Origin of the sequence: Nocardia sp. NPDC050412, from assembly GCF_044458825.1 — a bacterium.
Lineage (GTDB): Bacteria > Actinomycetota > Actinomycetes > Mycobacteriales > Mycobacteriaceae > Nocardia.
The window spans coordinates 500,171-513,055 of the sequence record NZ_JBITIJ010000006.1; the positions used below are offsets into that span (position 1 = coordinate 500,171).

The 12,885-nt window shown below is 65.5% G+C and carries 13 protein-coding genes; 5 read left to right on the plus strand and 8 right to left on the minus strand.

All coding sequences use genetic code 11. The features are described from left to right. Positions 1 to 8 precede the first annotated feature (8 nt). From ACIBI6_RS20010 to ACIBI6_RS20045, 8 genes are all read right to left on the minus strand, one after another. Positions 9 to 683, minus strand: a complete 675-nt coding sequence (locus ACIBI6_RS20010; protein ID WP_364340996.1) for an MspA family porin — start codon at positions 681 to 683, stop codon at positions 9 to 11. Positions 684 to 992: 309 nt separating this feature from the next. Further along, the gene (locus tag ACIBI6_RS20015) at positions 993 to 1,661 is read right to left on the minus strand and encodes an MspA family porin (protein ID WP_364340994.1); all 669 of its coding nucleotides are present in this window, start codon (positions 1,659 to 1,661) and stop codon (positions 993 to 995) included. Between the two features lie 62 nt (positions 1,662 to 1,723). Next, entirely contained in the window at positions 1,724 to 2,398 is a 675-nt protein-coding gene (locus ACIBI6_RS20020; protein WP_364340992.1) for an MspA family porin, read from the minus strand. A gap of 505 nt (positions 2,399 to 2,903) precedes the next feature. Then, positions 2,904 to 3,089 carry a hypothetical protein gene (locus ACIBI6_RS20025; protein ID WP_083898204.1) on the minus strand — a complete coding sequence of 62 codons (186 nt, stop codon included), beginning with the start codon at positions 3,087 to 3,089 and terminating at the stop codon, positions 2,904 to 2,906. After that, positions 3,090 to 3,584, minus strand: a complete 495-nt coding sequence (locus ACIBI6_RS20030; RefSeq protein WP_157187336.1) for a molybdenum cofactor biosynthesis protein B — start codon at positions 3,582 to 3,584, stop codon at positions 3,090 to 3,092. Positions 3,585 to 3,664: 80 nt separating this feature from the next. Next, positions 3,665 to 5,089 carry a S1C family serine protease gene (locus ACIBI6_RS20035; RefSeq protein WP_396957303.1) on the minus strand — a complete coding sequence of 475 codons (1,425 nt, stop codon included), beginning with the start codon at positions 5,087 to 5,089 and terminating at the stop codon, positions 3,665 to 3,667. 188 nt (positions 5,090 to 5,277) lie between these two features. After that, complete coding sequence (locus ACIBI6_RS20040; protein ID WP_396957304.1) at positions 5,278 to 6,750, minus strand: ATP-binding protein; 1,473 nt, start codon at positions 6,748 to 6,750, stop codon at positions 5,278 to 5,280. Positions 6,751 to 6,765: 15 nt separating this feature from the next. Further along, positions 6,766 to 7,452, minus strand: a complete 687-nt coding sequence (locus tag ACIBI6_RS20045) for a response regulator transcription factor (protein WP_364340985.1) — start codon at positions 7,450 to 7,452, stop codon at positions 6,766 to 6,768. Between the two features lie 359 nt (positions 7,453 to 7,811). Between ACIBI6_RS20045 and ACIBI6_RS20050 the strand changes: the two genes are divergently transcribed. The 5 genes from ACIBI6_RS20050 to ACIBI6_RS20070 all read left to right on the plus strand — a co-directional run bounded on the left by ACIBI6_RS20050 (position 7,812) and on the right by ACIBI6_RS20070 (position 12,868). After that, the gene (locus ACIBI6_RS20050) at positions 7,812 to 10,613 is read left to right on the plus strand and encodes an ATP-binding protein (protein ID WP_364340983.1); all 2,802 of its coding nucleotides are present in this window, start codon (positions 7,812 to 7,814) and stop codon (positions 10,611 to 10,613) included. Beyond that, complete coding sequence (locus ACIBI6_RS20055; protein WP_364340981.1) at positions 10,610 to 11,017, plus strand: roadblock/LC7 domain-containing protein; 408 nt, start codon at positions 10,610 to 10,612, stop codon at positions 11,015 to 11,017. Before ACIBI6_RS20050 ends, ACIBI6_RS20055 begins: the two co-directional genes overlap by 4 nt. A gap of 7 nt (positions 11,018 to 11,024) precedes the next feature. Then, complete coding sequence (locus tag ACIBI6_RS20060) at positions 11,025 to 11,399, plus strand: DUF742 domain-containing protein (protein ID WP_040695427.1); 375 nt, start codon at positions 11,025 to 11,027, stop codon at positions 11,397 to 11,399. 88 nt (positions 11,400 to 11,487) lie between these two features. Beyond that, positions 11,488 to 12,045 carry an ATP/GTP-binding protein gene (locus ACIBI6_RS20065; RefSeq protein WP_364341355.1) on the plus strand — a complete coding sequence of 186 codons (558 nt, stop codon included), beginning with the start codon at positions 11,488 to 11,490 and terminating at the stop codon, positions 12,043 to 12,045. Next, entirely contained in the window at positions 12,038 to 12,868 is an 831-nt protein-coding gene (locus ACIBI6_RS20070; RefSeq protein ID WP_396957305.1) for a hypothetical protein, read from the plus strand. The genes ACIBI6_RS20065 and ACIBI6_RS20070 overlap by 8 nt, the downstream gene beginning before the upstream one ends. The last annotated feature ends 17 nt before the right edge of the window (positions 12,869 to 12,885 follow it).

The window sequence follows — 12,885 nt, forward strand, 5'->3', positions numbered from 1 at the left end:
CACCGCGGTCAGCCGATGCTGAACGGCGCTCCGTACAGGGTGACCTTGGAGTAGTTGTCGCCGATGATCTCGACCACGGTGTAGGCACGCGCCTGGGCATAACCCGCGCAGCCCTGGATCTCGATCTCCGCATCCTGATATTCGACCGAGTAGCGTCCCGGCTTCAGAATGTCCTTGTAATCGATTTGAACGAACTTGACATCGCCCGGGCCGAGATTGAGCCCGATCGACCCACCGAGCGAACCGCCCGAGAGGTTGATGCCGCCGGAAACACCGGCCGAGATCGCGTTATCGGCGATGCTGACCTGGCAGCCGACGATATAACCGGTGCTCAGCTGCGAAGCACCGTGCGTCGAGGAGTTATTCGTACCCGGCGCTCCAGAAGCACCGTTATTCGGGCCGATGCTGCCCTCGGGAGTGACGGACACATCGGCATTGGCGTTACCCGAGACCCACACGACTCGGCCTGCGCCATTGGCGGCCAAAGATGGTGAAATCAAGGCGTGTTCGGCCGTCCGGCTGACGGTCACGCCCGGGCCCAGCTTCTGGCCGTCCGGCAACGGCACAAAAACATCGGCGTTGGCAGCGCCGGTCGAAAGCAGGCCCATCCCAGCAGCGGCGGCGACAACGGCACCCGCTATGCGGACACCTCGACGCAGACCGCTGGTGCGGTTCTTGCTCATACTTCCCCTCATCGGATTCTAGCGGTCGCCCTCGGGGTACCGAGGCCGAAAACCCTTTCATGCCGACACCGCTCGCTGGAAAGACATTGGCCATCAAGCGGTTTGCCGACAATCTCGTCGGTGGACGATCTTGGGTGCGCCCAATATTAGTGGTTTGCGCCGAATTCCTGTGAGATTTCGCACATGTTACCGTTCGATCCGCTACGATCTGCGAATTTGGCTGGGCGCTAAGGGGTTTCATCACGAAAACGGGCCCGCCGCGAATGCGACGAGCCCGCTCGGGTTTTCAGGGGGCGATGCCCCTGCCGATCAGCCGAGGCTGAACGGCTGGCCCCACAGAGTGGTCCAGGTGATGACGTTGTCGGTCTCCACCTCGACGCTGACGAAGGCCCGCGCCTGCGCGTAGCCACCACAGCCGGTCAGACCGATGGTCTCATCGGCCCAGGTGACCGAGCCACTGCCGTTCTTGAACTTATTGCGCTTCTTGTGCGCCTCATTGCCGAAGTCGTCGGCCTGCTCGAGATCGAGCACGTAGAACGACTGCGACTGGCCGGGGCCGAGGGTGAGGTTTGCACCACTGGTCGCGCCGACACCACCGGTAACGGTGTCACCACTCCAGTCCGCAGTGCCCTCGACACCTCCGGTGGCACCGCCACCGGAGATGTTCACCTGGCAGCCGACGGTGTAGCCCGGGAAGATCGAGCCGCCGCCGTCACCGGATACCGAGACCTGAGCGCTACCCGAAACCCACGCATTGCGGTGCAGCGGGGTCGAGCCCATGGACGGGTTGATGTTGGCGGATTCGCCGGTCAGGCTGATGGTGACGACGGTGCCGTCGGACAGCGTCTTGGTAATCGAGCCACCCGGCAGCGGCACAAAGGTATCGGCGTTCGCGGCGCCGGTGGAGAACAGGCCAAGAGCGACAGTGGCAGCGGCGCCGACACCGGCCACCCGTGCCACGTTCTTACGGTTGATCATGCTAATAATCCCTCGAGGGTTGATTCGCTTGAGCGAGAAGAATATTCGTGGATTGACCGACGTCAGCCGATGCTGAACGGCTGCCCGTAGAGGGTGGTCTTCGAGTAGTGGTCACCGATGATCTCGACGACGGTGTAGGCACGCGCCTGGGCGTAGCCCGCGCAGCCCTGGATCTCGATCTCGGCATCCTGGTACTCGACCGAGTAGCGACCCGGCTTCAGAATGTCCTTGTAGTCGATCTGCACGAACTTGACTTCACCCGGGCCGAGGTTGAGGCCGATCGAACCGCCGAGCGAACCGCCCGAGAGGTTGATACCGCCGGACAGACCGGCCGAGATGGCGTCGCTGGCGATGCTGACCTGGCAGCCGACGATGTAGCCGGTGCTCAGCTGTGATGCGCCGTGGGTGGAGGAGTTGTTGGTACCGGGAGCACCGGAGGCGCCGTTGTTCGGGCCGACAGTGCCTTCCGGCGTAACGTTCACATCCGCGACGGCGTTGCCCGAAACCCAGACCACACGGCCGGCACCGTTGGCTGCCAACGAAGGCGAAATCAGGGCGTGCTCACCGGTTCGGGCGAGCGTCACGTCGGGGCCGTTCTTCTGGCCGTCCGGCAACGGCACGAAGGTATCGGCATTGGCAGCACCGGTCGAAAGCAGGCCCATGGCCACGGCCGCGGCAGCGCCGACGCCCGCGATCCGGGCACCGCGGCGCAGACCGTTGGTGCGGTTCTCGCTCATACTTCCCCTCATCAGGTTCTAACAGTCAACCTCGACCATCGAGGCTGGACGTTGGTCCTCTCAGGCCCAGCTCAGTTTGTGCCCCGATTGTTGCCGATGTGTAACCGGCTGTTATTTCGGCGCAACGGTCAGTGCTGGCATCGGAACCGAGCCGAGTTCCGCCGAGTCGACAAACGTACGTGCCGCACCCGGGCCCGCGAGGTCCAGCAGCGTGGGTGGCTCGTGGCGAGATTAAACCGACCAGTAACGGTCTGGCAACGTAAGTTTTCGTTAAGATCAATGTGATCTAGCTCACACCGTCTCAAATGCTCATATTGCTTGACGTGCATAAACAGGAACGAAGCGCCAGCCGAGCAACTCCAAAAGGCGGCCGCAGTCGCAACGATGCCGTCGGTAACTACGAGACAGCACCGTACTTGAAGGTCTAGCAAACCTCACCGTGAGGAATTCACGGTGGATGTAGGCGCAACCGCGAACGATGGTACGTGGCCGGACCGTAGATGGGTCAGGAGCCGTGATGGGGTGGGACCTGCGACCGGAGCCAGTCGTCCGATAACGATTCGGTCTCGTCGCCGCGCTCGTCACCGGTTGTCTCCGGAAGGACCTCACCGAAAATTTTTGCCAGACGCGCCGCATCCCTCGCCCGGCGTGTCGCCGGACGAGGGTCGTCGGAGGAGTCCGCGGCGGTAATTTATTCCGCCAATCCGGACAGCTCGCCGATCACTCGGCTGGCGAGCGGACCGAGGGTTGCCATGCCGTCGCGGACCGCGGCCCGGCTGCCCGGCAGGTTTACCACCAGTGTGCTGCCGGAGATTCCGGCCAGACCGCGCGAGAGGCCGGCATCGAGCGAACCGGCGACGCGCCCCGAGGAACGCAGCGCCTCGCTGATTCCGGGCAGTTCCCGGTCGAGCACCTGCGAGGTGGCCTCCGGGGTGACATCGCGCGGGGACATACCGGTGCCGCCGACGGAGATGACCAGGTCGACACCGCCGATCACCGCGGTGTTGAGCGCATTGCGGATCTCCACCTCATCGGCCTGCACCGATACCGAAGCGTCCACCAGGAAACCCGCCTCGGTGAGCAGCTCGGTGACCAGCGGCCCGAGCGAGTCCACACCTCCATGCGCCGTTCGATCGTCGACGACCACCACCAGAGCACGCCCCGCGACAGGAGCATCGATTTCCATGTTGGTAACCGTAGCGTCCAGATCGACGAGGTGGGCGTCGGCTCCCGGTCGTGCCGACAATCCGCCGGGCAGCACCCGCATCATCGGCCACCGTCCGCGGCCGCACCGGAGAGCGTCACGTCGACTGTCTTGGGGTTGTTACCTTGTTCATCGGTGTAGGTGACCTTCACCTTGTCTCCAGGCTGATGAGAACGGACCGCGGCGATGAGTGCGTCACCCGAGTCGATGGTGCGGCTGTCCACCTTGGTGATGATGGCATTGGCAGGAATGCCCGCCTTGGCGGCCGGACCGTCCGGCGTCGCCTCCAGCACCCGTGCCGCGGAGTCCTGCGGGCGCAGTTTGATGCCGATCTGGGCGTAGGTGGCGTGACCGGTCTTGATCAGTTCGTCGGCAACCCGGCGGGCTTGATCGACCGGGATGGCGAAGCCGAGGCCGATGGAACCGCTCTGCTGACCGGTCGCCTCGCTGCCGCCGAGGCTCGCGATGGCGGTATTGATGCCGATGAGTTTGCCGCTGGCGTCGACCAGCGCGCCACCGGAGTTGCCCGGGTTGATCGCGGCGTCGGTCTGGACCGCGTCGATGACCGGCTGCACCTGGCTGGGGGTGCCCTCACCGTTGGTCGAGACCGGACGGTTGAGTGCCGAGACGATGCCCGTGGTCACCGTGCCGGCCAGCCCGAGCGGCGAGCCGATAGCGATGACCGGCTGGCCGACCGCTAGATTCGACGAGCTACCCAGTTCGATCGGGGTCAGTCCGTCCTTGCCCTGCACCTTGATGACGGCCAGATCGGAGACCGGATCGGCGCCGACCAGTGTGGCGGGTGCGGTGGTGCCGTCGGCGAAGGCGACCTCCATTTTGGCGTTGGCGCCACCGCCGGAGGCGACATGGTTATTGGTCAGGATCAGACCGTCGGAGGACAGCACCACACCGGAGCCCTCGCCCTGTGCGCGGTTGCTGGCGACCTTGATCATCACCACACTCGGCAGCACCTTCTGTGCCACCGCCTGGGTGGAGCCGGCCGGTGCGTTGGCGACATTGCTGACATTGGGCTTCGGTGCGTCCAGCGCATTGGTCACCGTGGCGTGCCCGTTATCGGTCCGGGTGACCAGCGAGCCGACCGCGCCACCGACGCCACCGCTGACGAGTGCGAGCGCGAGCGCGCCGACGACCAGGCCGGTGCGGACCGGGCGGCGGGCGGGTTCGGGCTGCGGCTCGGCGGCGAATGCGGCGCCGGGATACGGCCCGCCGGGTGGGCGCGGCGGCGCGTAGGACGGCTGGGCGTATTCCGGGCCGGCTTCGGGCCCCGGGAACTGCTGAGTCGGATTCTGCGACATGCGTTGCTGCCAGATCGTTGGATGTGGTGTCGGTTCCTGAGGCCCGTATCCGGACCGCGCGTAGGACTGGCCCGGCGCAACGACCGGGATCTCCTGGGTCGGATGCGGACCGGGCGCGGTATCGGCGTGATCCGGCTGCGGCGTCACGCCTTCCTTGGAATCCTCGGTCATTTTTCTCCTTACGTCTCCGACCAGCTTGGCGACGACGACTGAGAGCGAACTGAGACCCCGCTTTCAGTTTTCCGAGATATCGGCGAACGGACCGGAACCGGCCTTCCCACCTTCACTCGGCAATACCATACGGACCGAGGCGCCAACACGCATTGCGCTGCGGTATCACGGCCGGGTCTCGAAGGGCGTCAATCGGTTACGGAATCGACGGCCCCGTCGAGCATGGTCGCCGCACCCGGCAACACGATCCGGACCAAGGCGCCGCCGCGCTCGGAGGTCTCGATGGTGATCGTGCCGCCGTGCTTGGTCACCACCTGTTTGACGATCGCCAGGCCGAGCCCCGAACCAGGCATGGAACGCGATGCCGTGGTCCGATAGAAACGGTCGAACACCAGCTCGCGCTCGGCGCTCGGAATGCCGGGTCCGGCGTCGTCGACATCGAGCTCGAGCAATCCCCGACCGGTTTCCCGCATGGTGACCTTCACCTGCGCGCCCGCCGGACTCCACTTGGCGGCATTGTCGAGCACATTCAGAATCGCTCGCTCCAGGCCGGCCTCATGGCCGTATACGAACCAGGGCTGCAACTGCGCGGCGAACTCGATGGAACCGCGGCGACGCCGGGCCCGCTCCAGCGCACGCTCGGCCACCTCGCCGAGATCCACTCGTTCATAAACGGTTTCGGGTGCGTCCTCGCGAGCCAAATCGACCAGATCGCCGACCAGGGTCGACAGTTCCTCGATCTGAGCCATCACATCGGCACGCAGCTCGGCCATATCCTGCTCCGGAATCTGCGGCGCACCAGGGCGACTGGAGGCGATAAGCAATTCCATATTGGTGCGCAGCGATGTCAGCGGCGTGCGCAATTCATGTCCGGCGTCGGCGACCAATCGACGTTGCCGACCGCGCGATTCGGCGAGTGCGCGCAACATTGTGTTGAAGCTCTCTGTGAGCCTCGCGAGTTCATCGTCACCCGTCACCGGAATAGGTGTCAGATCGTCGGTGCGGGCGACCCGTTCGGTCGCCGCGGTGAGCCGTCCGATCGGGCGCAGCCCGGTGCGGCCGACCGCGGTACCCGCCGCCGCCGCCAGCACAACGCCACAACCGCCGACGACGAACAACAACCAGGCCAACCGGTCCAATACCTCGCGGGTCGGTTGCAGCCGCTGCGAGATGACCAACGTCGCACCGGAATGCGTCGGCACCGCAAGTACCCGCTGATTACTCACCGTACGTAGTGACGACGGCAACTCACCGTTTGCGACCGCGAGTTCCTGGGTGCCGACCGGTGGAATCGTTTGCTGCGGTGGCATATACGCCTTGTCTTTCGCGTATATCAGCGCAACTCCGACATCATTGGAGTACAGGCCGGCCAGCACGATCGACTGAAAACCCAAACTGTCGAAATTATTGTTGATCATGGTGTTCGCGCGCGCCTTCAGCTGAGCATCCACATCGGCATTCAAGGCGCGCGCCACCATGGCATAGGCGGCGATCGAGGTGACGGCCACCGCGATGGCGACCACCGAGGCCGCGAGCAGGGTGACCCGCCAGCGCAGGGAGACCGATCTGGTCAGTGGCATGGGCGGGCGCATATCCGGCGGTTCCGGGGGATATGCGCCGAGCGCCGCGACAACTTGTCGCTTGGGATTGGTTCTGGCCATGGGATGTCGACTCGCCTACGGGGGTGTTTCGCGCAGCACGTAGCCGACACCGCGCACGGTGTGGATGAGCCGGGCCTCGCCCTCGGCCTCGGTCTTGCGGCGCAGGTAGCCGATATAGACCTCGAGCGCATTGCCGGACGTCGGGAAGTCGTAACCCCAGACCTCTTCGAGGATGCGGCTGCGGGTCAGCACTCGGCGCGGATTCGCCATCAGCATTTCCAGCAGTGAGAACTCGGTGCGGGTGAGGCTGATCGACCGGTCGCCACGGGTCACCTCGCGGGTCACCGGATCCAGCGACAGATCGGCGAACGTCATGGTCTCGGAAACCTCGCCGGGATCGGCGGCCCGGCGGCGCAACAACGCGCGCAATCGGGCCAGCAATTCCTCGAGCGCGAATGGTTTCGGCAAATAGTCATCGGCACCGGCATCGAGTCCGGCTACCCGTTCGGAAACCGAATCCCGCGCCGTCAAAACCAGAATCGGCAGATCGTCTCCGGTGCTGCGCAAGCGTCGGCAAACTTCGAGCCCATCCATCCGGGGCATCATCACGTCGAGTACGAGGGCATCCGGTCGCTGCGTGGTTGCTTTCTCCAGCGCGTCCACACCGTCGACCGCGAGCTCTACGGAGTAGCCGTTGAAGGTCAGTGACCGGCGCAGCGATTCCCGGACGGCACGATCGTCGTCGACTACCAGAATGCGCATGCCCCCAGTTTGACCGCATCGACTGAGAGTCCACTGAGAGCGCGCCGCTCGACACGCCGTGCCCAGCATCGATGCGGCCCACTAGGGGCTGGACGAGCGACCAGCACGTTTGTGATCACGTACAGATCTCGACGGAAACCGGCAACCGTTTTGGGCACCGAAACCCGTTCTGAGTAGCCATATTCGAGTGAATTACAGAGCGACTGCCCCAGATTGCCGTTAGTCACTCTGCGCGGTATGTTCCCTGCGGTAAAAAGAAGACCTCTAGTTGGTTCTCAGCGGGTTGAATCAAAACCGAACAGCCACGCGCCATCCGGGGGCACACGTGCAAGCTCGTGAAGCGGAGGCAACGGAAGCGGATGGAAGCTGCACCGCGGTCCTGGCAATTCAGTCTGTCCAACTGGTCGGTCACTCGCAAGGTTGGCATCGTGCTGGTCCTGCCCGTGCTGCTGGCCACCGTCTTCGCCGTGCTCCGTATCAACAACGAACTGCGCACCATGTCCCAGTTGGATGCGGCGACCGAACAGGTCATCATCATTCGCCCGATCGTCAAGTTCGGAACGGCCACCGAACAACTCGCGGTCGCGGCGACCGCCTCCTGGGGTAACACCGCGGATCCGGCGACCGACGCGGCATTGACGAAATTCGATCAGGCACTCGCCGATCTCGAGGCCGGAATGCGCACGACCAAGGTGAGCACCCGGGTCACCTCCGAATTGGCCTCGGCTGTCGCCACCGGCACCACCATGCGTAATAGCCTGCGCAACGGATCGCCGATGATGGTCGGTGAGCAGGCCGATGAGATCGCGGTTCGCATCGGCAACGCCTACGCCCTCTCGCCCTCGGTCGAGGACCTCGTCATCCAGCGCTACTTCCTGCAGATCGGCGCGATCCAGAACGCTCGCCGCGTGCTCACCCAGCAGCGCATGATGGTCGGCTCCCCCGATGCCGCCCACAATCCGAGCGTGCGCGCGAAGGTGCTCACCTCCGCCGGCGCCGAGATGACCATGATCAATACCTACGGCATCATCCTGCCGGACAATGCGCCGAATATGCGGCCACTGCTGGACGCGGTCGGCATCCGCCTCGGCGCATTCAGTCAGAACGGCGGGGATCCGACATCGAATCCGGCCGTACTGGATTCACTACAGATCAGCTCGGACACCTACGAGAAGACCACCAATTCCCTGGCCGGCACCATCGATAGAGCACTGGCGCATCGGACCACCGAGGCGCAGACCGGTGCGCTGCGCGAGACCACGATCGTCATCGGCATGCTGCTGGCCGGTCTGGCGCTGGCGCTGGCCGTCGCGCGCACCCTGGTCGTCCCGGTGCGCAGGCTGCGTCGCGACGCGCTCGAGGTCGCGCATGTCAAACTGCCAGACGAGCTCGCAGTCGTGCGCAGCGGTGGCGCCACCCCAGAGATCACCCCGGTCGGCGTGCACACCACCGACGAGGTCGGCCAGCTGGCCCGCGCCGTCGACGAAATCCACGAGCAGGCGCTGAATCTCGCCGCCGATCAGGCCCGACTGCGATTGCAGATCGGGAATATGTTCGAAACCCTTTCCCGCCGTAGTCAATCCCTGGTCGAACAGCAGCTGTCGCTGATCGAGGATCTGGAACACGACGAGGACAATGCCGAACGACTACAAAGCCTGTTCCGCCTCGACCACCTCGCCACCCGCATGCGCCGCAACGGCGACAACCTGCTGGTGCTCGCCGGTACCGCACTGCGCCGCGGACAACTACATCCGGTGCCGCTATCGGACATGCTCTGGAGTGCGGTCTCCCAGGTGGAGGACTACCAGCGGGTCGAAATCGGCGCGGTGCCCGACGGCATCGTCGCCGGTGAGCCCGCGGTCGATATCGAACATCTGCTGGCCGAACTGATCGATAACGCGCTGCGCTACTCCCCGCCGACCACCCCGGTCGCGGTGATGGTGGCGCGCGCGGTCGACGGCGGCTACCTGATCGAGATCACCGACCGCGGCCTCGGCATGTCGCTGGAGGATCTGCAGCTCACCAATGACCGGCTCGCCTCCGGTGGTGAGGTCACCGTCGAAACCGCCCGCCGCATGGGCCTTTTCGTCGTCGGCCGACTCGCCAAGCGACATACCATCACGGTGAACCTGCGTCGCACCTCGACCATGGCACAGCAGCCCGGCATCACCGCAAGCGTGCACCTGCCCGGCGCACTTGTCGCGCCGCCCCTGGATGCGACCGATCCGAACCAGCGGGCCATCGAGTCGCAGACCATGGCCGCACTGCCCGCCCCCTCGCAACAGCAGCCGCCGCGCACGCTGGTGCCGGTGCCGAGCCTGCCGCAGCGTGAGCCATCCCGGTTCGGGGTCACCAGTTCCGGTCTGCCACAACGTCGTCCGACCATGCGCGTTGCCGACGCGCCTGAGGTACCAATACCCGGCGACGATCATACCGAAACCTCGGTCGACGTATTCGCGGAGAATCCGAGCGGCCGTCGCGGCGAGCACGACCGGTCCCGCAGCGCACCGTTCGGGCCGCCGACTCCGACGGATGAGCCTGCCACCGGACCGAATTCGGTCGTCGATGTGGAACCGCAGGTGCCCCTCGGCGCGGTCACCGATCTGTGGGCCGAACAACCCGACGAACCGATGAACACCGGATCGAACCCGATCGTCTCCCACGAGCCGGCCGAGCCGTACCCGACCGGCCAACAGCCGACCCTACGGCCGTCGCTGCCGACCAGAAGACCGGCCGCCGCAACCGAACCCGAGCAGACCTCGACTCGACTACAGCCGGTCTCGGCCGAAACCGCGACCAATACCTCGACCCGACTACAGCCCGTGCAGGGCGAATCGCCCACGCCGATCTATCAGCGGATGGTCTCGGAGTGGTTGGTCGAACCCGCGACGTCGCAAACCGCGCCGTCGGCATGGTCCTCCCCCGCCGATGCGGGCTGGACGGCCGCCGAACAGGCCAGTCATCCGACCGCCGAGGCCCGTACCGTCGGCGGACTGCCGATCCGCAGGCCCGGAGCGCAATTGGTGCCCGGCGGCCTCGCGCCGGTCGAGGAACCCGGCATACGCGATCCGGAGGAGATCCGGAACAACCTGACCAGGCATCTCAGTGGGGTCCGCAGCGGGCGGGCCGAAGCGCAGTACAACGACGGAGGGCTTGTATGACCAACCCGAACAGCACCACGGACGAGAACCTCAACTGGCTGGTTGCCCGCTTCACCAAGGATGTGCCCGGGGTGTCGCATGCGGTGCTGGTGACCGCGGACGGTCTGCTGCAGGCGACCAGTCCGAATCTACCCGCGGACCGCGCCGAACAGCTTTCTGCGGTGACCGCGGGTCTGGCCAGCCTGTCCACCGGAGCGGCATCGCTGTTCGACGGCGGGAAGGTGATGCAGTCGATCGTGGAGATGCAGCGCGGCTACCTGTTGGTGATGAGCGTCGGCAACGGGTCGCACCTGGCCGTGCTCGCCAACAAGTCGCACGATATCGGCCGGATCGGCTACGAAATGGCACTGCTCGTCGACCGTGTGGGCACGGTGGTCACGGCCACCGCCCGGACAGCCGTCTGATCCAACGATGTCGAGTCCATTCGGCCACGGACCGAACCGGCCGACCACCCGCGTCAGACCGTACGCCCTGACCTCCGGGCGTACCGAACCCGCGGTCGACCTACCGCTCGAAGCGGTTATCGAAACCCTGTCGTACACTGCGCATCTCGACTGGCCGGCGGGCGATCTGCGCACCGAGATCCTGCGGCTCGGCACGCACCGGCTGTCGGTCGCCGAGATCGCCGCCCACCTGGATCGACCGCTCGGCATGGTCCGGGTCATGGTCGGTGACCTCGTCGTCGACGGCGCGCTGCGCGTGCATTCGACCCTGACCGACGAGGCGAGCTTCGACGAGCGCCGTTCCCTTATGGAGAGGACTTTGCGTGGACTCCGTGCCCTATAGGCAAGGCGGAAATTACGGGCAGCCCGGCAACTCCGGATCCGGCACCGCCGGACCCGCCGATGCCGATACTCGCGTCGCCTCGACCAAGATCGTGGTCGCGGGCGGCTTCGGCGCGGGTAAGACGACTTTCGTCGGCGCGGTATCGGAGATCGTCCCACTACGCACCGAGGCCATGGTGACCCGCTTCTCCGACGGTATCGACGATCTCGCCGATACCCCGGATAAGGAAACAACCACGGTCGCCATGGATTTCGGCCGCATCATCCTGCCGGGCAACCTGGTGCTGTACCTGTTCGGTACGCCCGGCCAGCGCCGCTTCTGGTTCATGTGGGACGACCTGATCCGCGGCGCCATCGGCGCGGTGGTGCTCATCGACACCCGGCGACTGGAAGATAGCTTCGCCGCGGTCGACTTCTTCGAGGCGCGCAACCTGCCGTTCCTGATCGCGGTCAACCGGTTCCCGGATGCGCCGCGCTTCCCGATCGCCGAACTGCGCGAGGCGCTTTCGGTGCGCGAGGGGGTGCCCATCGTGGATATCGACGCGCGCAATGCCATGGAGGTCCGCCAAGCGCTGGCGGCCGTCACCGAATACGCGATCGCCCAACTGAAGGCGCTCGAATTGGAAGGAACCGCCCGACATGCATGACGTCCGGTTGTTCGCTGCGGCGGACAACGGCGCTGCGGTGGACCAGTTCTCGATGGGGTACTGGGTCGCCGCACTTTCCTTCGGTGTTTCGGTGCTCGGCGCCGTGGTCGGCCTGGCATGCATACTGCACGCGGCGCGTTCGTCCCGGTTTCGGTTGGTGTGGGTGACCTCGGCCGCGGTGGCGCTCGGCGGGGTCGGGGCCTGGCTGTCGACCTCGGTCGCGCTGCTCGGCCTCGATATTTCGGGTACCGCTGCGCGCTTCGATGGCGGCAAGATGATCGCGGCCATGGTGACGTCGTTCGTGGCGGTATTCGTCGCGCTGATCGTCATCGGCCGTCGGCTGCAACTGGCCCGGCTTATTCCGGGCGGCCTGGTCATGGGGTTCGGCATCGGCCTCACCCTGTATCTGGGACTCGGGTCCATCCGCATCCAGGGTTCGGTCGATATCTCCCCGTGGCTCGCGGCGGTCGCGCTGGTGATCGCGCTGATCACCGGTGTGGGCACGTTGTGGTCATTCCAGGCGCTGCATGGCCTGCTCGCGCGAGCGGCCACGGTACTGCTGTTCGCCGCCGGTGTGGCGGGCATGTACTACGCCGGGGTCGCGGCCCTCGATCCGAACATCGATACCACCGCGAAGGCACCGGACGGACTCACCCTGTTCGAGTTCGTCTTTCCCATGTTCGTTATCGGATCGCTCGCGCTGACGGTTCCGATCAGTGCGGTGCTGATCGCACCGGACCGGCGCGAGACGGCGGCGGCGCTCGAGGCCAAGCGCCGGGCCGAGCTGCGTTCGGATCGGTCCGAGTTCCAGTCGGTGCGCTGAACCGGCTGGAGCTCGCT

Coding starts and splice junctions, on each gene's coding strand:
- ACIBI6_RS20050 (WP_364340983.1), top strand. CDS start 7,812: ATGGAAGCTGCACCGCGGTCCTGGCAATTCAGTCTGTCCAACTGGTCG.
- ACIBI6_RS20055 (WP_364340981.1), top strand. CDS start 10,610: ATGACCAACCCGAACAGCACCACGGACGAGAACCTCAACTGGCTGGTT.
- ACIBI6_RS20020 (WP_364340992.1), bottom strand. CDS start 2,398: ATGAGCGAGAACCGCACCAACGGTCTGCGCCGCGGTGCCCGGATCGCG.
- ACIBI6_RS20035 (WP_396957303.1), bottom strand. CDS start 5,089: ATGACCGAGGATTCCAAGGAAGGCGTGACGCCGCAGCCGGATCACGCC.
- ACIBI6_RS20045 (WP_364340985.1), bottom strand. CDS start 7,452: ATGCGCATTCTGGTAGTCGACGACGATCGTGCCGTCCGGGAATCGCTG.
- ACIBI6_RS20070 (WP_396957305.1), top strand. CDS start 12,038: ATGCATGACGTCCGGTTGTTCGCTGCGGCGGACAACGGCGCTGCGGTG.
- ACIBI6_RS20015 (WP_364340994.1), bottom strand. CDS start 1,661: ATGATCAACCGTAAGAACGTGGCACGGGTGGCCGGTGTCGGCGCCGCT.
- ACIBI6_RS20040 (WP_396957304.1), bottom strand. CDS start 6,750: ATGGCCAGAACCAATCCCAAGCGACAAGTTGTCGCGGCGCTCGGCGCA.
- ACIBI6_RS20010 (WP_364340996.1), bottom strand. CDS start 683: ATGAGCAAGAACCGCACCAGCGGTCTGCGTCGAGGTGTCCGCATAGCG.
- ACIBI6_RS20030 (WP_157187336.1), bottom strand. CDS start 3,584: ATGGAAATCGATGCTCCTGTCGCGGGGCGTGCTCTGGTGGTGGTCGTC.
- ACIBI6_RS20060 (WP_040695427.1), top strand. CDS start 11,025: ATGTCGAGTCCATTCGGCCACGGACCGAACCGGCCGACCACCCGCGTC.